Origin of the sequence: Paenibacillus sp. ATY16, assembly GCF_003399985.2 — a bacterium.
Classification (GTDB): domain Bacteria; phylum Bacillota; class Bacilli; order Paenibacillales; family Paenibacillaceae; genus Pristimantibacillus; species Pristimantibacillus glycanilyticus.
Genome location: NZ_NMOK02000037.1, coordinates 270,598 through 288,448, shown reverse-complemented (window position 1 = coordinate 288,448; position 17,851 = coordinate 270,598). Strand labels below are relative to the sequence as shown.

Genomic DNA, 17,851 nt, shown 5'->3' with positions numbered 1-17,851 from the left:
AAAAAAGAACCTTCGCTTCAGATCAGGCGAAGGTTCTTTCCGTCTTCCGTTATGGCGTGGCAGGCTCTGCCGCTATAGCTTCCGTATTTTTTCTTTTCTTTATGGCGAGCGTAAACGTCGTTAAGGCAAGGACGGCAATAATGACCGACATCACGCCGATTGCGGTACTGAAGCCTAACGTGCTCGAGGCAACTCCTCCGCCGTATGCGCTGGTTCCTTGGAACAAATAAGCGGCTACCAGCACGGCGGACAAAAATTGAACGCGGTTATTGGCCTGGGAGTTAATCGCCGCTAAACCGATGCCTCCCGATGCGGAGAACCCGTACGCAAGTCCTCCCAGCACGGACGAGCTCATGAACAGCAGGAACGAGTGAACCTCCGCCGCAGTAAAGAGCAATACGGCAGCCACTACGATTGAAGCCATGCCGATCCGAATGGATACGACCGGTTTTAAGCGACCGGCAATCGTTGCGCTAACCGAAGCGAGCAAATAAGAAACGGATAATACAGTGCCAATGACAAGAATATCCTGCGTGCCAATAACGTCACGGGCAATCTGCGCGCCAAGCGACAGCAATAACGCCCCGTTCGCGAAGCCCGTGCCAATCGCCAAGGCTGCCAGCAAGTAGACTCCCCACTGGCCTTTCGGAACTTTTACCCCTTGAAGCTGAAGCTTGAAAACTGGTCTAGCCGCAGATTGCGTTTTGCTCTGCTTAGGCAGAAAGAGGCAAAGAATGATGCTCGCCAATACAAGAACGGCCAGTACCCAATAACTGAAATGAAGCGGTGCCGGCGCGTATTTGATCAATGCCGCTCCCACGATTGTGGCAAGGAATAGTCCAACCGCCTGCGTTATCGTGTTAATGGACCCCGGCAGCTTTTTATTCGAGGTCGGGTTGAACTCCACAAGCGCAGCCGCTCCGGATCCGGCCGTTAATCCTACCCCAAGGCCTTGGAATACCCGTCCGGCAAACAACCAGATCACGTTCTGCGCCATCGCGAATACCAAGGCTCCGACAAGAAGAAAAAGAAGCCCCGTAATTAACGTATTTCTGCGTCCGATATAATTGGATAGATTACCCAGCAGGAACAGTACAAGAATAAGGACGATTGGATATACCGAGAAAATACCCGTTGTTACCGATTTGGAAAGATGCCACTGCAAGGCATAAACCGGAAATTCGATGGATGGTGCCGTACTTGACCACAAGCTGACCGTGAGTACCCAAGCCACAATCCAAAAGGATGCTTTTGAAGAAATTGTACGCATGATATGACCTCTCTTCGTTGTTTATAGGATGACCAGAATAAAAAATGTAATTAAAGAATATTCGTTCTTTAATTATTAAAAAAAATGGTTTGCTTTCCTTTCATGAAGCGGGACGATAGAATTCAAATCGCTCATCACGTCTCACAAAATTTCGGAATGACCGTTCTTTAATAATCATGGGGACATGATTTCCACATGTCTCAGTATATTTATTTAAGAACGACTAGTCAACAATAATATGAACCTCATCAGACAAGGATTGACATCGCTACTTTCGCAGCGTCTTCAAGCACTTGACGGTCCGTTGCGATTTTGGCAAGCACATACAACCCATTTCGCGTATTTAACAGGAATCTGGCCGTTTCCTGCACGGTATGCTTCGTTTTCAACTCGCCTTGCTGCTGCGCGCGCATCAGAAATTTCTTGAAGTTTGTTTCCATTTCCAGCGTATACGCCTCAATGCGGAAAGCAACAACGGGATCTACCTTTCCCATCTCCATAGCGGTATTGGCAATCAGACAGCCGCGGCGGCCATTCTCGTCGCTCATTGCCACGTCGATTAACCGTTGAAAGTAACGCCATAACACGTCTTTAGCAGGGCCCTGCTCTTCAAGAATAGTGTAGGCATGGCCTCGGTTGCCTTCACGGAATCGGTCCAGACATGTCAGAAATAGCTGATTCTTGTCGCCAAAGGTATCGTATAAGCTGCCTCTGTGCACACCGGTACGTTCGACCAGATCTTGAATCGAAGTCCGTTCGTACCCTTTTTCCCAAAATAATTCCATCGCCTTCTGCAGGACAGCATCTTGGTCGAATTCTCTTGGTCTTGCCATGATTCATACCTCCCTTATATCCATCATAGCGGTTTAAGAACGATCAGTAAACAATTTTCGCAAGCCATTTGCTGTTAGTATGATGCATTGGTACGCGATTAATCCCTCGATTCTTTTTATTTAATGGGGTTAAATCAAAAAAGCCGCGGGATACGCGACTTTGTTGAGTCTAGAGAACAGCTGCTTTGCCGCCGTCAATATTAACGGATGTCCCCGTCACGTATGATGCGGCCTCCGATACGAGGAACGCGATTACGTTCGCCGCTTCCTCCGTTCGGCCAATGCGCTTAAGAGGAATATCGTGGCGCGGCTCCGCGGCGAATTCGTCCCAAGTTAAATGCGGAGCCGTTGCCTGCCACATCCGCTCGATCTGATCGCTCCGGATCAAGCCGATGCAGACGGCATTTACGCGAATCCCGTCGGCCGCCAGATCCTTGCTCATCGCTTTCGTCAGCGCAAGGCCGGCCGCCCTGCTTACCGAGGTTGGCAGCGAAGAGCCGGAAGGCGTCTTGCCGCCGATTGCCGTTACATTAACAACAGCGCTTCTTCCGCTCTGGCGCAGGTAAGGCAATGCCGCCCGCGTGAAATGGATTGCGCCAAATAGCTTTAGATCCAGATCGGCAGACCAAGCTGCCGTATCCACCGCTTCAAACGGCTTTGCTGCCGAAGTGCCGGCATTATTGACCAATATGTCAATGCCGCCAAATCGTTCGGCTGCCTCCGCAACCGCGCGCTGCACCTCTTCTTCGACAGATACGTCAGCAGAAATAATAAGCGGCTCTACGCCGGTCTTTTCGACAATTTTTGCTGCCGCAGCCTTCAATGGCTCTTCGCTTCTGGCGACAATGGCCACCTGCGCTCCTTCTGCTGCAAGCAGAATCGCTGTTTCAAGCCCAATGCCTTTACTTCCGCCGGTAATGATGGCCCGTTTTCCTTTAAGCCCTAATTCCATGCTATCTACACTCCTTTGTCGCTATGATTAATACTGTATTAACCGAATAAACCTCTGCCGATTAGATTCGCGCTAATAGGTGCCTTGCCAATCTCGCGTGCCCACACGGACAACTGACCGATATGGTGGATTTCATGGACGATGACATGCCTCATGACTTCACCCCAAGCATGGGCTTCTTCTTCCCCGTCATCCGTAATATCAATCATCACGCGGTTCTCCAAGCTGTCATTCCATCCATAGACAAAAGGCGCAACCTCCTCATGACAGCGGTTCGAGAAATCAATCACTTGCTTCAGGCTGGCTACTTCGTCAAACGCGGGTATGTATATTTCCTTCCCTTGTATTCCGCCGCAGATCCAGCCGTATTCGACGGCAGCAATATGATAAAGCGTGGGCAGAATATAGCCTAATCCGCCGGTACGCTTTTTCAGAAGCTCATCAGGGTTGATTTCTCCGCACCAATCGAACCAGTCCTTGCGAACCTGCCAGTTATATTCGAATAACTTGATCATGAACAGCCCTCCCGTACAGCAAGTATATTCCTATTATTCTACTCGGATATATAAACTCCTGCCCGTTCGACCGAACTATTTCCTCCAGAACGTTGTGCATTCCGCTTTATCTGCGATATTAAATTCGATCATCTTCTTTAAAAGGCTGTAATTCACCGGTTTTTCCCACCGAATCCGCAGCAAGAGGTTGGTCTGATCATAGCCGGCCTTCTCTATGTCTTCCGTAAAACGAATCATCCCAGCCCTTTCGGGCGCAACGGCCAGATGCTGTTTGGCAACGCTGAATCCGATGATATAGGTATCGTGATCGGTGAACATAGGCTGGTTCCAGCCGATCTTCGGAACTAAAGCCGGGAACGTATCCCCGACCCAAGTCAACACTTCCTCCGTCCTTTCCCGATGCGTCAAGTTATCAATGCCCGCCAAAAAATCCGCAAACACTTCCATAAGGTCTCCCCCTAAACTATCAATTCGTTCTATTATCCTTCCCTTATGGTTGAGGTATTCGCGGCCGGTGATCCGATATCCTCTCGACTCCTTAATCTGCATAGCTATTTCACCGATTGGTCATAATACCCAATACCCATGTGAAGCGGCTGATTAATCCCGAAGAGGTGGTTCTCTATGAATCTCAGTTTTAGACTTGAAACAAACGAATCGTTTCTAAAAGAACAATTTCAGAATTGCTCGGACTTCATTATCCGTTCCTTCAAGATGAAAGATGATACCTTGCTGTTGCTCGCCTATTTGGATGGAATGGTGCGTGTACAAAGCGTTGAAGAAAGTATATTAAAGCCTCTCATTCAACAGGAGCTTCAGCCGAATGGCACAAGCCTCATGCAATCCTTTGCGGAAATTATCGGCGGTAATTGGCTTCCCTTATCAAACGTTCAAACGGAGGACAACTCGGAAAAGCTGGTACAGCATATCCTGCAGGGCAATTTGGCCGTGCTGGTAGACGGCGAGGCATGCGCGCTTATCGCCAAGATACAGGATTTCGAAACAAGAAGCATTCAAGAACCTAAGAAGGAAGCGGCTTTACGCGGTTCCAAGGAGGGCTTTGTTGAAAGCCTGCGAACGAATACAACGATGATCAGACGCCGCATTATTCATCAGGATCTTAAGCTGGAGTCTTTCACGATTGGCGAATATACGCAAACGGATGTGGCTCTAATCTATGTGCAGGGTCTTGCGGAAGAAAAAATACTCACGCAAGTGAGGGAGAAACTCCATGCCATCGAGATCGACGGGATTATCGATACCGCTTACATCGAGGAATGGATTGAGGGCAACTCCTTCTCTCTATTCTCTCAGATTCAGAATACGGAACGTCCGGATATCGTTACGGCAAGCTTATTGGAAGGCAAAGTGGCCATTATGGCAAACGGATCACCGTTTACTCTGATTCTTCCCGTTACGTTCTGGTCAGGTCTTCAGTCCGTAGACGATTATTTCGAGCGGTTTGTTTTCGTATTGCTTACGCGCACGATTCGCTACATCATGACCTTCATTTCTTTTGCCTTGCCCGCTATTTACGTTGCCCTATCGACCTTCCATCCCGAGATGGTGCCAAGTTATCTGATGATCGGAATCTCAACGGCAAGAGAGAGCTCCCCGTTTCCGACGGTTATAGAAGTCTTCCTTATGCTGTTCGTATTTGATGCCCTCCAGGAAGCCGGCGTTCACCTTCCCAACCAATTAGGACCGGTCGTCAGCATTCTCGGAGCGCTGGTTATCGGACAAGCCGCCGTAGAAGCCGGCATCATATCCACGCCGATCATTATCGTGGTTTCCTTAACGGGTGTGGCGTCGTATTCGATACCGAGATACAGTGCAAGTCTTTCCTTCCGCATTATTCGTTATTTGTTCCTATTCATTGCCGGGCTCCTTGGCTTTGTCGGCTTTGCGTTCGGGATCATTTTCTTGATGATTCACTTGGTGATGCTGGAGTCCTTCGGAAGACCTTTTATGTATCCGATCGCTCCTTTTGACGGCAAACGGATCAAAGACATCATAATCCGTTATCCTTTATGGATACAGAATGGCCGTATTAAGAAAGGACGGATCAAATGATTCGTTTTATACAACTAGCTTTTCTATCGCTTGTTATGGTTCTAGTTTCCGCTGGCTGTACGGATTTTGTCGAACCCAATCAATTAGCGTTTGTGATCGGTACCGGAATCGATAGTGCCGGAGAGGACATGCTTGAGATTAGCCATCAGATCGCCGTTCCTTCCCAATTAAGCGGTACTTCCAAAGGAGGATCCGGTGATTCGGATAGTTTTATCATCATTTCGGCGAAGGGAAAAAGCGTATTCGAGGCTAATGAAAAGGTACAACGAAAGCTTTCACGGAAACTGATGACCAGCCATCGTACCCTTATCGCGATCAGCCAAGATTTTATCGAAAAGAACAATACCCAACGGCTATTCGATAAACTGAACCGAGATCCGGCAAACAATCAACGGGATAATATCGTTCTGATTAAAGGCAGCGCCAAAGAATTCATGAAGATAAGGCATCCCTTGGAGCAGCTATCCAGCATTGCCGCTAACAAAGAACTGCGGATCAACGGCATGAACAAGTATTCGATAAGGCAATTTATAATTGAATTGACGGAGAAAGGAACACGAATTCTGATCCCTCTTCTGCAGAGCGACAAGCATGACGAGATGGGCAAGGATAAAGCTCGGCTCGTTCAATTTGCCGGTTATGCGGTTCTGGATAAAGACCTTAAGATAAAAGGAATTTTAAACGAGCATGAAGGCACCAGGGCGATTTGGATGCTTGGCAAAGGATCCTTTCTCGGGATAACGATTCCGTGGAAGGATGGAAACGGCACCGTCTCCTTCCGATTAACTCATCTCGAACGCCATATTCATTCGGTAGACCGCCATGATCCCAAGCAAATTTTATTAACGGTAAAAGCCCAGGCTTATCTTCTCGACAATACGACTCCCCTGGATATGTCTGAAGTAGACAATATGATCGTGCTTAAGAGGTACCTGGACGAGAAAATTCAAGAAGACTTTCAAGCTACGCTAAATAAAGTTCAGCAATGGGGACCTGATATCTTTGGCATCGGCGAGTATCTTCACCGTCAGCATCCCTATTGGTGGAAAGCGCAAAAAAACGATTGGGATGAAAATTTCAAGAATATACGTGTCTCCGTTAAAGCGAATATTCAATTAAGATCGACGGGAACAAGCGCCGGACAATTGGAACAATGAATCGAAATGAGGACGTTAATCATGAAAGTCAGCAGCTATCAAATGTACTGGATCGTAACGATATCCTCTATCGTCACGACCTCTTACCTGCCCATCCATTTGGCCGTGGAACAAGCGCTTCAGGATAGCTGGATCTCCATGGCGCTTGGAGGCTTGGCAATGCTCTTCGTCACCTGGCTTACACTCCGGGTATGCAAGCAGCATGAGGATAAAACCTTGATTTCGGTTACGAAGGAGCTCTTGGGCACCGTAATCGGAAAAGTACTCGTACTGGTCTATTTTCTTCTATGGTTTAGACAAATGACCATGATCGCAAAAGGTACGGTTGATTTTCAAAATTTGGTTTTGCTTCACAATACTCCGATGATATTCATCTTGATCTGCATGCTGTTCCTCGTCTTTTATGCCGTGTTTAAAGGCGGGATAACGGCTATAAGCCGCTGCGCCGAGATAATCGGCCCCATTCTGCTTTTCATGTTATTTGTTCAGCTGTTTCTCAATCCCCAGGATATGAACGTAAGGAGAATCCTGCCGGTATACGCGGATACCGGATGGCTGGCCATCCTCTCAGGCACCTTTAATTCCTATAGCTATATCGCGGATCCTTCTATTGCCCTCATGCTGTTCTTTTTTGCGGAGAACAAGCGAACGGCTGCAAGAGCTATTATTTGGGGAACGGTCACGACGGTTGCATGGGGCGTGCTGGCTACTTTGGTTTTGATATTTGTTACCGGCCCCCAGCTAGCCGCTCAATTGGTCGTTCCGGTTTATTCGTTGACAAAGTATATTTCCATTCTTAATTTCGTCCAGAATATCGATGCTTTTTATATTCCGCTATGGCTGCTTGCAGCGTTTATCAAATTATCCGTGTGCTTGTTCATCCTAAGCTACGGGTTGTCCGAATGGACCGGATTCCGAAGCTGGAAAACGATCGCATTTATCGTCTCCATCATCTGGTGCATATTTTACATTTACAGCAACCATGATATTCGTCTTTCCTTTACCTTGAAAAGCATGTATCTTAACGGGATGTTCTACCCCCTTGTATACCTGGTAATCCCTATGATTCTTTGGCTGCTTGGATCTATTAAGAAACGAAGTAAAGCGTAGTTATCAATCAGTCAGGTCTTGCTGACTGCAACCGGAGGATAATATTTCTTCGCTGCAAGAAGGTATGCAGCTCCTAGAGCAACGGACAAAGTGACTACAATGGAAGCAGCCAGAACAATTCCCGCTACTGCCGTCAGGGATGGAGTTGCGCCGTGCTTCACCATCAAGAGCAAGCCTTGCGCTGCGGTTGCGACACCAAATGTATAAGCCCAATAGCCCGGAGCGAACGACTGCTCTCTTAACCACTTATAGGAAAGGGCCAAGGAAAATAAAAGGAATAACGTATAGCCCGCCAAGCCGTAAGTGACGAAATCGGAGGACTGCCCGCTCAGAACTTGGTAGGCAACCAGTACAATGGCACCAGGCGCCATATAAATACCCATAAAATTGCGCATTTTAGCATCCAAACCGCCTGTCGCAAGTTGCTGGAAGATAACCGAGTCCAATATGATCCAGGAGATAACACCAATCCCGAAGACCATCCATCCATATTCCCGATAGCCGATCAAGCCTGCAACCAAGGCATTAACCAGCACGCTTGCCGTGTAGGTAAGGAATAACGAAGGCGTAACCTGCGCATGGCTTCGCGGACTTCTCCACATTCCGGACAGCCGGACAGCGGCCAACAGCAGGTTCAAGACGGAGCCCATCCAGAACAGGACATGGGCAAACGTCGTATGGTATGGCATAATAGCAGCCGCCAACAGAAGGACGGATTCCGGAATCAGAGCGATAAAGGAGCCTTGTACGGGATCGTTCCACTCTTCCCTTGCCGCATAGCGGTGGTTTATCCATTTGTTCGCGTATAACAATCCCCACCAGAGGAAAGACAGAACGGCTAGGCCTTCCAGCAGTTCTCCCCATAGCTTGGATCCTCCCCATGTTTCTTGCGCGAACCTGAGCGCGTTCCCCGTTTCCGCGAGCCCCAACGTCATCGCGAAAAACGAAGCTGGCGCAATCGGCAGTTTCAGCATTCTTTTTTTCATGGTCATCTCCATTCTCTCTCCTGTTCCTCTCAAAATACAGCCCGATGAATATGAGTCCATTGTAAGGAGGATACTATTGATAGATCAATACGATTGTTTCTATCGTTTCCATACATGGATTAAATCATTAACCGGTTTATGTGCTCGAAACAACAATAGATTCGTTCTATGGAAATCATAGATTCTCCTGAATTGATTTATCATTATGATGCTTTTATACTTAGTTAAAGAAGGATTTATGATTTTCGATGAGGTGTATCACATGGAGATTAGACAACTGGAGTATTTTCAAGCGATATGCGAGGAGCTTCATTTTACGCGTGCCGCCGATAACCTTGGTATTACTCAGCCGACGTTAAGTTATCAGATCAAGCAGCTGGAGGAGGAGCTGGGCGTACCGTTATTTCATCGGATCGGAAAAAAAATCGCGCTTACGGAAGCCGGTTTCATCCTTCTTAACCATAGCCGCACCATCTTCCGTTCGATTGACGGAGCACGCGAGGAAATTGCCGAGCTGCATCATATGGAGCGAGGTACCTTGACGATCGGGACATTAATCGGAGAGATCAATGATCTTGTATCCGGTTTGCTGGTTGATTTTCACAATAAATACCCGGGGATTAGCATTAAGCTGTTAGCCTTGGAGGATGTGGTGGATCCCCTCCTGCAGGACGAGCTTGATTTTGCCGTAACCATCTTTCCGGTAGATGACGACAGATTCTGTAAAGTTTCTTTGTACGAGGAAGAATTTTATTTCGTTGCTCATTCCAGCTCTCCGTTAAACGGCAAGTCTAGCGTGACCATAGAGGAAGCGATGAGAGAGCCCATCATTATGTTCCCCAAAACCCACCGTTGCCGGCAGTTGATTGACGCGGTGTGCAGCATGCATGGCGTTGCCTGGGAGCCTGTCATTGAGACGTCGGCAATCAAATCGATTCTCTCCCTCGTGCAATCCGGTGCGGGAGCCTCCATCCTATCCAAAACGCTGCTTGAACTGTATCCGGGTCAGAATATGATCATGATTCCGATAAGCAACCCTTCGCTACGCAGGGAAGTCGGAATTGCCTATCTTAAGGACCGGTATATCGGAAAAGCAACCGGTGCTTTTATGAAGCAGCTTACTTCCCGCTTTGACAGAATCGAAACGCTGTAATGCAGAAAAAGCTGCCGAACGATAGGTTCGACAGCTTTTTCTTTTTCGCCTACTTCAAGAACTTCCCTGTTATCGACTGTTCTTCCAGAATGATTTGAGACGGAATCCCTTCGAACACAATCTGCCCGCCTCTGCTGCCCCCATCCGGTCCCATGTCGATAATCCAATCCGCCTGGCTGATTACTTCGAGATTATGTTCAATGACGATAACCGTATTGCCGGTATCCACAAGCCGGTTCATAATCTCCAGAAGATGGCCGATATCCGACATATGGAGGCCGGTTGTCGGCTCGTCCATGACGTAGATGCTGCCTTTCTTATGAAGCTCGCTTGCAAGCTTGATGCGCTGGCATTCCCCGCCGGATAACGTGCTGAGAGGCTGGCCAAGCGTAATGTAGTTCAAGCCGACATCGCTCATCGCTTGCAGCTTTTTCTTTACTTCCTTCAGCTCGAAAAATTCCAGTGCCTGCTCGACGGTCATCTCCAGCACTTCGGCAATATTTTTGCCATTCAGCTTGTATCCGAGAACCTCTTCCTTGAAGCGTTTACCTTCGCAGACCTCGCATGGCATCTTTACGCTTTCGAAGAAGGACAGGTCCGTATACACAACGCCAAGACCTTGGCAGTTCTCGCAAGCTCCTTTGGAGTTGAAGCTGAACAAGCCCTGATTAACCTTATTTGCCGATGCGAATGCCTTGCGCACATCGTCCATGATCCCCGTATAGGTTGCGGGATTCGAACGGGTCGATACGCCAACGGCCGATTGGTCGATAACTACAGCATCCGGATGCTGGCTGAGAAATACATCGTTTATAAGCGAGCTTTTCCCCGAACCAGCTACTCCGGTTACGACGTTTAATACGCCGGTTGGGATATCAACGCTTACGTTCCGCAAGTTGTGCAGATTGGCGTGCCGGATGGGAAGCTTCCCGCTAGCCTTCCGGCAGTCCTGCTTCAGCTCAAGCGGTCTCTTCATGTGCGTACCGGTTAAAGTACCCGACTCCAATAAGCCCTGGAAGCTGCCCTCGAACACAATGTTCCCGCCGCGGCTGCCTGCATGAGGACCAACGTCAACAATATGATCGGCGACTTTAATAACGTCGGGATCATGCTCAACGACGATAACCGTATTGCCCTTATCCCGCAGCTTAACAAGCAAGTCGTTCAACCGGTGTACATCCCGGGGATGCAGGCCAACGCTAGGCTCGTCGAATATATAAGTGACGTCAACCAGGCTGCCGCTCAGATGCTTAACCATCTTCACGCGCTGCGATTCGCCGCCGGATAACGTATCGGTCTCCCGGTCCAGCGTTAAATAGTCCAGCCCGATGTCCACCAGATGCTGAAGACGCTCCGTCAACGATTTGATAATTGGCGCTGCCTTGGCATCGCTGATTTCTTGAATGACCCGGATGAGATGTCCCACCTCCATGGAAGACAGCTCTGCGATGTTCATCCCGTTAATTCGGCAGTTCAGCGCAGCTTGACTTAGTCTCGAGCCGTGACAGCTGGAGCACTTCCCTTCGGTAATAAACGGCATAACCGCCTTTTGCGTGCGTTCGGACTTCAGCTTGACGTCCTGCTTAATATATTTGTTCGTGAACTTCTCGATAACGCCTTCGACGGTAATGTTGGTGGCTTTGCCGGCGAAGTCCATCTGTACCTTCCGCGCCTTGGCATACAGCAGCTGGTCCAGCTCTTCCGGCGAGTAATCCTGCAGCTTCTTATCCGGATCAAAGTCGCCCGACTGCAAGAGCATGTTCATCTCCCAGCCGTTTACCGTATAATCCGGAAGCATGATTGCACCTTCGTTAAGCGACTTGGACTTATCTATGGCCTTGCCCATATCCACCCCGAGTCTGCGGCCGATGCCGTTGCATTCCGGACACATGCCTTGCGGATCGTTGAAGGAAAACATATTGGCCGATCCCACATGCGGCTGCCCTACCCGTGAGAACAACACGCGGAGAATCGGAGAAATATCGGTGATGGTGCCCATTGTGGAATGGGATCCGCCGCCTAGTCTTTTCTGGTCGACAACGACGGCCATGCTGAGGTTTTCGATTCCGTCCGTATCCGGCTGTGGAAAGCTCGGCAAGAAAGTCCGAACGAACGTGCTGAAATTCTCATTTAACAGTCTTGTGGATTCAGCAGCAATCGTATCGAAGACGATGGATGACTTTCCCGATCCCGATACTCCCGTAAAAATCGTGATTTTCCGCTTCGGGATACGCAAAGAAACGTTTTTTAGGTTGTTTTCCCTGGCATTCGTAATGACGATGTACTCCTGGCCCGTTCCGCTCATTCCTTACATCCTTTCGGGTCGTAGATTTATATTCTTCCAATTGTACGAACCAGACATAAACCGGTTGCAATCAGTTGCAACCGGTTTATGTGGCTTTGAGTCCAAGCAGGCTCAACTATGCGATTATTGCGCCAGCAGCTTGGCAAGCTCGTTATGCCAATTCGTCCAGCCGTGTCTAGCTCCTTCAAGCGCAGGTACGCTCGAGAAGCCGGTTTGTTCGAGGTGAAGGTTAACCTTGCCCTCTCCCAACTCCTGAATCGTCCAGGTAACCGTATGCTTCTCCGAACCAACCGCCCAAGAATAGGACAGCAAACGGTTTGCTTCGTCTACGGCAAGCACTTCGCCGTCAATAACGCCATCCCAATATTGATTAGGCTCTGCCCGGAACTGAAACCGGTGTCCAACCTCCGGTTTAAAATCGTTTGGAAGCACCCATTTGGCAAGCATTTCGGAAGTGGTTAACGCAGCCCATGCCTTTTCAACCGAAGTATTGTATTGAAAATCCAGTTCTAATTTCAAACTCATTCTTCTTCCTCCTCTAATAATTGCTGCAGACGCAGCATATTAACGGTCCAGAATTTCCTGTAGTAAGAGACCCAATCCTGAATTTCTTTCAATGGAGCGGCATTCAGCCGAAAGCGCGTTTCCCTGCCAACCTTCCGGTCCGTTACCAGTCCTGCTTCTTTCAGGATGGTCAAATGCTTGGATACGGCCGTACGTCCCATATCGAATTGCGAGGTTAGCTCATGAAGCGGGATTTCCGCTGTCTCGGACAATAGCTGAATCAACCGGCGCCTGGTTGGATCCGCAATCGCGTCAAAGACATCCCGTGACGGATGATTATCGTTCACAACACCCCCTCCTAGAGTTCAACTTCATAAAAAAATAGTTGGCGTTTGAATCCATGGGTTGCGACTGCTCCATTCATTTCGTTACAATAGAATGCAAGGTAACTTTTACTTGTTCGATTCATTCATGAGACACCATTTAGTGTCTAAAAGAATTATAAGACACCAAATGGTGTCGTGTCAACAGCGTAACAAACCTATTCTCCCGCACATTCCCATTCCAATTCCCAAGATGACGAAACGCAAAAAAGCCGCGAGCACTTCTCGCGGCTTTCCTTCCATTTATCGTTTATTTCAAAGTGATCGTCTTCTTCCAAGTAAGCTCTTTGCCCGCATCGTTTACGAATGTGAAGCTTACATCCCCTTTTTGCCCCTTCAAATCGTCCGGGTAGAAGAAGCCCATGAACTGTCCATCTCCGCTGATGTAGAAGCCGTCTTCTCCGTTGCCGCCATGCTCAATCGCTTCTTGCGTCGTGTTAACAATGCTGGTTTTGCCGGATTTCCATTCCATCTTGGACAGCATGTAGCCTTCCGGACGCTTGTTGACTACGAAGTCAAAGCTGTTGCCTTCGATTGGTTTTTCGGTCTGATCGATGATAATCAGAATCTCTTCACTAGCATTATCCCCTGCGGCGTTAGACGAATTCGTAGCGTCAGGAGTTGCTGTCGCAGGAGCGCCAGATTCCTCGCTGGGAGCAGACGACGCTGAATTGTCCGGCGTGGCGGATGACGGCGCTTCTGTCACGGTATTATTGTTAGTTGTATTCGTATTCCCTGTTTCCGCTTTGTTGCCGCATGCGCTCAGAACAACCAGAACGGCTAACGATGCCGCCAGTAGGCTTACGGAAATTTTATTCATGATGAATCTCTCCTTTGTTTTCTTGTAAAGTGAATGAAAATGCTACGCCGTTGGCGGTATTAACGGCCCCGTATCGACTACCGTGCAGCTCCAATATATGTTTGACAATAGCGAGCCCTAAGCCGGTTCCGCCGGATTTGCGATCACGGGAACGTTCTACTCTGTAGAATTGATCCCAAATTCTGCCCAGGTCCTCCTCTGCAATAGACGGGCCTGTATTCTCCACGGTGGTTTTAATTGCTGCTCCTTCTGCCTTTTCCATTTCCATAACGATTGCGCTGTTCTCAATGGCGTGCCGAATCGCATTGCTGAGCAGATTGAGCAGAACTTGCTCGATCCGTCTACGATCCGCATAAACGAACAGCTCCCGTTCTCCATCCTGCCGAACTCTTAGCGTTAGATGTTTGCTCTCCAGCTGCTGCGTGAAGGAGCTTGCAAGCTTTCTAACGAGACCGGTCAGGGAGAACCGTTCGTTCTGCAGCTTAACGGCCTTCACCTCGAATTTGGACAGCTCCAGCATATCCATTATCAAAGCGTTCATCCGGTCCGTCTCGTTCACGATCAAGGCAAGGTAACGTTCTCGCTTGTCGTCTGCTACCCCGTCCTGAAGCCCCTCCGCAAAGCCTTTTACGATGCCAAGCGGAGTTTTGAGCTCGTGAGATATATTCGCTACCAGTTCTTTGCGCAGCTGCTCGGACCTCTGCTTCTCTCTCACGTCCTCCTGCAGCTGCTCGTTAGCAAGCTTGAGCTCGCTAAGTGCCAAGTCCAGGTTTCGGGATAAGGCGTTCATATTCCTCGATAACTCTCCGAACTCGTCCTTGGAGCGAATCTCCGGATGGTCGGTGAAATCAAGCTTGGCGAGCCTTGCGGCCGAGCGATTCAGGGTGAGCAGCGGACGCGATACAATTCTCGAATAGATCAGCGATAACGCAAGAACGAGAGCAAGGATGACCGGCGCCAAGTAAATGACGTACTTTTTCAAAATATCAACCGCTTCCCCTACCGGCTGGAGAGAAGCCATAACGAACATGTAATGCTCATCCACTTCCGTACCGGAAAGTGATTTTACGAGTACGGCGTACTCGACTCCGCTCCAGGGATCCTTCCATTCGCTCCGTACCGTCTCTCCCTCATGCAAGCGGGACAGTCTCGCCTCCGCCGATGCTGTCCAATCCTGTAGTGCTTCGTCAACAAGAGCATCCTGGTAAAGAGGGTTGAACGACCGCTGCTCCGGCAGCAAAAAGTCCGTCACTTTTCCTACAATCCGTACTAATCCTTGATCAAGAGGCGCGGCATTATCGGACCAGAAAGTAATCGGGTGCAGCACCGTATCCTTCTCGTCCATAAAAATCCCGTCCACGATCATATTGCTTCCAATAGATACTCCTCGCGGAATGCTATTGACCGTAGCGCCTGCGGTTGGGATTGGAACGGTAATGCTTTTACCGCCCGACTGAAGCTTTACATAATACGGGTTGAGGTTGGCTTTATTAAAGCTTTTATTCAGTAAGGCCGAGCTGGTATCATTCCGGTTCATAAACGTTCCGAGCAGACTGGAAAGCTCCCGTTCATTCCCCTTTACCTCGTTATATTTGTGGCTAAACCCGGTAATGGCCGATTCCAGCTGATGAATCCGGGACATCCGGTAAAACCGTTCAAAGAACAACCCTTCGGCCAACATCACCAGCGTAAAAATAAACAAGATCAAAGCGGACGTGATGACGAACAGCTTGAGAACGACGCCATGTTTTCTCATGCTTCCGATTCAAACCTGTAACCGGATCGAATGACGGTCGCGATCAGCTTGCCGGCGTCCCCGAGCTTGGCTCTTAATTTCTTGATATGGGTGTCCACGGTTCGCAAATCTCCAAGGTACTCGTATCCCCATACCGCATTCAGAATATAGTCCCGGGACAATACTTTACCGTCATGCTTGATCAGGAATAGCAGCAGATCGTATTCTTTGGGCGACAGATTAACGAGTTCCCCAGCCACCGTAACCGTATGGGCCTCGCGGTTCACCGACAATTCCCCGTATTGAAGCAGCTCCGCTTCCCGCCCCACCGTTCTTTCCGTTCTCTTCATTAAGGCGTTTGCCCGGGCCACCAGCACCCTTGGACTTAGCGGCTTCGTTACGTATTCGTCGGCCCCCAGCTCGAAGCCCATCAACTGATCCTCGTCCTCGGCCCTTGCCGTGATCATAATGATAGGAACATCCGATTTCTCGCGGATCCGCCTGCATACGGACCAGCCGTCCATCTCCGGCATCATAATGTCTAACACAACCAGGTCGACGGTGACCCGCTCGAACAACTCAAGCGCAACCCTTCCGTTCTCCGCCTCGTGGACATCCCATTGCTCTCTTTTGAAATAATCCGTTATAAATTCCCGCATAAGCGTATCGTCTTCCACTAATAAAATAGTTCGTTTCATTTGAATCCCGCCTCTTTCCGGCAATGGTTCCTTTCTCTTGAGGAACCGCAATCGTATATCCTATGCTATCACAGGTTTACCCGAAATTCGGCATTCTTATCATCCGATTGCACCTCCATTTGTTCTACAAGTTGAAGTATAGGGGGTTCGTGTGTCCAACGTGTGTATTCGAAATGGATTATTGGAGAAACCTATACGCAAAGAAAAAGCCGCGAATTGGCGGCTGTTACGGGTTAGCTTCATATTTAGCAAGATACTTGAGATAAGAGGACAGATGAATGGCTTTCGAATTGCGCTGGGCTTCATCTCTATATTCAGGCACTTGCTCCGCTTCAACATAATCGGCGAGAACATCAATGACATCATCCAGAAGCTTTGCGCGAAAATAAAGCTCAAGCCGTTCGACTACGGCATCTCCGGCAGCTGCAAGTACCTTTTCCCTCCAATTCGGCCATGAAGGATCATCGGCAAGCGGCCAGAGGAGCACGGAATAATCCATCGCCGCATCTCCTTGTCCGGTCAGATCATCCCAATCGATAATCCGGAACGAGCCGTCTCCCCGTACCAATACGTTATTGCCATTCAAGTCGTTATGGACAGCATCGACAGCCGCCTCTTGAAAAGCGGGAGTCTGCCGGATGATTCTCCTCAATTTCTCAATCTCTTCCCCAAACCAGGTCAGGGTCTCATCCGACACAAAATCCTTCAGGAGCTCCCTCGATTCCCGGATTCCGTCCAGATCCTCCGTAAAGCGTTGTAGGTATTCCTCTTCGAAAGCTTCGGCATAGGATCGGGTCGCCTCCACGGGGAGCAGCTCGCGAAGCTCCTCATCGAGGTGCAGCTTGGCAATGATCTTCATCACGGCGGATCGGATCTCATTAGCGCTATGAATCTCGGCAAGCGGAACCGCTCCTTCTATGTTTTCGAAAACAAGTCCATACGGATAACCCGGCACTACTTCTTCATTGATTTCATGAATGAGCTTAGGTGCGGAATATTGCAAGGCTAAATAGTCGCTTACTCCCGCCCACTGCTGCAGTCTTGCCCGTTTGTAAGGAGGAGCAAGCTTAACGTGAAGACGCGAGAATCCATCCGTTAGCCGGATCGATAAGTTGCCGAAGCCTCCCGGATTATAAATATAACTTGCCTGTATGCGTTCCGGGCACATTCCAAGCGCTGCAGCGTTTGCTGTCGCCCATTCCGCGATTTTCCGCTCTGCCAATTGAACATTCATTCCGGTATAGGGCCTCCTCGAAAAATGGCTTATCATTACCAAATATTGTAGCATAGCAAAAATCGGTTAATGCAGCTAAATAAAAAAAGAAAGAACCCCCGGATTACCCGGAAGCTCTTCCCG

Annotated in this window: 17 protein-coding genes; 4 read left to right on the top strand and 13 right to left on the bottom strand. The window is 49.0% G+C overall.

The genetic code is table 11. The annotated features are described in order from the left end of the window. Nucleotides 1–49 precede the first annotated feature (49 nt). The 5 genes from CFI03_RS21620 to CFI03_RS21600 form a co-directional block, all read right to left on the bottom strand. Nucleotides 50–1,270: an MFS transporter gene (locus tag CFI03_RS21620; protein ID WP_248759490.1), complete on the bottom strand. Its 1,221-nt coding sequence runs from the start codon at nt 1,268–1,270 to the stop codon at nt 50–52. A 248-nt stretch (nt 1,271–1,518) separates the two neighbouring features. After that, the gene (locus CFI03_RS21615; RefSeq protein WP_248759488.1) at nt 1,519–2,103 is read right to left on the bottom strand and encodes a TetR/AcrR family transcriptional regulator; all 585 of its coding nucleotides are present in this window, start codon (nt 2,101–2,103) and stop codon (nt 1,519–1,521) included. Between the two features lie 169 nt (nt 2,104–2,272). Beyond that, the gene (locus CFI03_RS21610) at nt 2,273–3,055 is read right to left on the bottom strand and encodes an SDR family NAD(P)-dependent oxidoreductase (protein ID WP_127498972.1); all 783 of its coding nucleotides are present in this window, start codon (nt 3,053–3,055) and stop codon (nt 2,273–2,275) included. A 38-nt stretch (nt 3,056–3,093) separates the two neighbouring features. Then, on the bottom strand, nt 3,094–3,570 hold the full coding sequence (locus tag CFI03_RS21605; protein WP_248759486.1) for a DinB family protein: 477 nt from the start codon (nt 3,568–3,570) through the stop codon (nt 3,094–3,096). A 75-nt stretch (nt 3,571–3,645) separates the two neighbouring features. Then, nucleotides 3,646–4,017 carry an iron chaperone gene (locus tag CFI03_RS21600; protein ID WP_248759484.1) on the bottom strand — a complete coding sequence of 124 codons (372 nt, stop codon included), beginning with the start codon at nt 4,015–4,017 and terminating at the stop codon, nt 3,646–3,648. Between the two features lie 177 nt (nt 4,018–4,194). Between CFI03_RS21600 and CFI03_RS21595 the strand changes: the two genes are divergently transcribed. The 3 genes from CFI03_RS21595 to CFI03_RS21585 are packed head-to-tail and all read left to right on the top strand — an operon-like array spanning nt 4,195 to nt 7,910. Continuing rightward, nucleotides 4,195–5,643 carry a spore germination protein gene (locus CFI03_RS21595; RefSeq protein WP_248759482.1) on the top strand — a complete coding sequence of 483 codons (1,449 nt, stop codon included), beginning with the start codon at nt 4,195–4,197 and terminating at the stop codon, nt 5,641–5,643. Then, entirely contained in the window at nt 5,640–6,800 is a 1,161-nt protein-coding gene (locus CFI03_RS21590) for a Ger(x)C family spore germination protein (protein ID WP_248759480.1), read from the top strand. The genes CFI03_RS21595 and CFI03_RS21590 overlap by 4 nt, the downstream gene beginning before the upstream one ends. Before the next feature lie 21 nt (nt 6,801–6,821). Next, nucleotides 6,822–7,910: a GerAB/ArcD/ProY family transporter gene (locus CFI03_RS21585; protein ID WP_248759478.1), complete on the top strand. Its 1,089-nt coding sequence runs from the start codon at nt 6,822–6,824 to the stop codon at nt 7,908–7,910. A gap of 11 nt (nt 7,911–7,921) precedes the next feature. Here CFI03_RS21585 and CFI03_RS21580 read toward each other — a convergent pair whose 3' ends face one another. Next, complete coding sequence (locus CFI03_RS21580; protein ID WP_248759476.1) at nt 7,922–8,902, bottom strand: SLAC1 family transporter; 981 nt, start codon at nt 8,900–8,902, stop codon at nt 7,922–7,924. A gap of 256 nt (nt 8,903–9,158) precedes the next feature. On the opposite strand from CFI03_RS21580, the gene CFI03_RS21575 reads away from it, so the two are divergent. Then, entirely contained in the window at nt 9,159–10,049 is an 891-nt protein-coding gene (locus CFI03_RS21575; protein ID WP_248759474.1) for a LysR family transcriptional regulator, read from the top strand. 49 nt (nt 10,050–10,098) lie between these two features. Here the strand turns inward: CFI03_RS21575 and CFI03_RS21570 are convergent, their stop codons facing one another. From CFI03_RS21570 to CFI03_RS21540, 7 genes are all read right to left on the bottom strand, one after another. After that, entirely contained in the window at nt 10,099–12,354 is a 2,256-nt protein-coding gene (locus tag CFI03_RS21570; RefSeq protein ID WP_248759472.1) for an ATP-binding cassette domain-containing protein, read from the bottom strand. Between the two features lie 123 nt (nt 12,355–12,477). Further along, complete coding sequence (locus CFI03_RS21565) at nt 12,478–12,879, bottom strand: SRPBCC family protein (RefSeq protein ID WP_248759463.1); 402 nt, start codon at nt 12,877–12,879, stop codon at nt 12,478–12,480. Then, entirely contained in the window at nt 12,876–13,205 is a 330-nt protein-coding gene (locus tag CFI03_RS21560) for an ArsR/SmtB family transcription factor (protein WP_127498986.1), read from the bottom strand. Before CFI03_RS21560 ends, CFI03_RS21565 begins: the two co-directional genes overlap by 4 nt. A 286-nt stretch (nt 13,206–13,491) precedes the next feature. Further along, entirely contained in the window at nt 13,492–14,061 is a 570-nt protein-coding gene (locus CFI03_RS21555; RefSeq protein WP_201005489.1) for a hypothetical protein, read from the bottom strand. Further along, nucleotides 14,054–15,817 carry a sensor histidine kinase gene (locus CFI03_RS21550; protein WP_248759461.1) on the bottom strand — a complete coding sequence of 588 codons (1,764 nt, stop codon included), beginning with the start codon at nt 15,815–15,817 and terminating at the stop codon, nt 14,054–14,056. Before CFI03_RS21550 ends, CFI03_RS21555 begins: the two co-directional genes overlap by 8 nt. Then, nucleotides 15,814–16,494 carry a response regulator transcription factor gene (locus tag CFI03_RS21545; RefSeq protein ID WP_248759459.1) on the bottom strand — a complete coding sequence of 227 codons (681 nt, stop codon included), beginning with the start codon at nt 16,492–16,494 and terminating at the stop codon, nt 15,814–15,816. Before CFI03_RS21545 ends, CFI03_RS21550 begins: the two co-directional genes overlap by 4 nt. Nucleotides 16,495–16,720: 226 nt before the next feature. After that, complete coding sequence (locus CFI03_RS21540; protein ID WP_248759457.1) at nt 16,721–17,728, bottom strand: aminoglycoside phosphotransferase family protein; 1,008 nt, start codon at nt 17,726–17,728, stop codon at nt 16,721–16,723. Nucleotides 17,729–17,851 lie beyond the last annotated feature (123 nt).

Excerpts from the sequence above, each read along its gene's own strand:
- CFI03_RS21575 (WP_248759474.1), top strand. The coding sequence starts at position 9,159 with ATGGAGATTAGACAACTGGAGTATTTTCAAGCGATATGCGAGGAGCTT.
- CFI03_RS21570 (WP_248759472.1), bottom strand. The coding sequence starts at position 12,354 with ATGAGCGGAACGGGCCAGGAGTACATCGTCATTACGAATGCCAGGGAA.
- CFI03_RS21600 (WP_248759484.1), bottom strand. The coding sequence starts at position 4,017 with ATGGAAGTGTTTGCGGATTTTTTGGCGGGCATTGATAACTTGACGCAT.
- CFI03_RS21590 (WP_248759480.1), top strand. The coding sequence starts at position 5,640 with ATGATTCGTTTTATACAACTAGCTTTTCTATCGCTTGTTATGGTTCTA.
- CFI03_RS21585 (WP_248759478.1), top strand. The coding sequence starts at position 6,822 with ATGAAAGTCAGCAGCTATCAAATGTACTGGATCGTAACGATATCCTCT.
- CFI03_RS21610 (WP_127498972.1), bottom strand. The coding sequence starts at position 3,055 with ATGGAATTAGGGCTTAAAGGAAAACGGGCCATCATTACCGGCGGAAGT.
- CFI03_RS21605 (WP_248759486.1), bottom strand. The coding sequence starts at position 3,570 with ATGATCAAGTTATTCGAATATAACTGGCAGGTTCGCAAGGACTGGTTC.
- CFI03_RS21545 (WP_248759459.1), bottom strand. The coding sequence starts at position 16,494 with ATGAAACGAACTATTTTATTAGTGGAAGACGATACGCTTATGCGGGAA.
- CFI03_RS21580 (WP_248759476.1), bottom strand. The coding sequence starts at position 8,902 with ATGACCATGAAAAAAAGAATGCTGAAACTGCCGATTGCGCCAGCTTCG.
- CFI03_RS21540 (WP_248759457.1), bottom strand. The coding sequence starts at position 17,728 with ATGAATGTTCAATTGGCAGAGCGGAAAATCGCGGAATGGGCGACAGCA.
- CFI03_RS21620 (WP_248759490.1), bottom strand. The coding sequence starts at position 1,270 with ATGCGTACAATTTCTTCAAAAGCATCCTTTTGGATTGTGGCTTGGGTA.
- CFI03_RS21595 (WP_248759482.1), top strand. The coding sequence starts at position 4,195 with ATGAATCTCAGTTTTAGACTTGAAACAAACGAATCGTTTCTAAAAGAA.
- CFI03_RS21565 (WP_248759463.1), bottom strand. The coding sequence starts at position 12,879 with ATGAGTTTGAAATTAGAACTGGATTTTCAATACAATACTTCGGTTGAA.
- CFI03_RS21550 (WP_248759461.1), bottom strand. The coding sequence starts at position 15,817 with ATGAGAAAACATGGCGTCGTTCTCAAGCTGTTCGTCATCACGTCCGCT.
- CFI03_RS21555 (WP_201005489.1), bottom strand. The coding sequence starts at position 14,061 with ATGAATAAAATTTCCGTAAGCCTACTGGCGGCATCGTTAGCCGTTCTG.
- CFI03_RS21615 (WP_248759488.1), bottom strand. The coding sequence starts at position 2,103 with ATGGCAAGACCAAGAGAATTCGACCAAGATGCTGTCCTGCAGAAGGCG.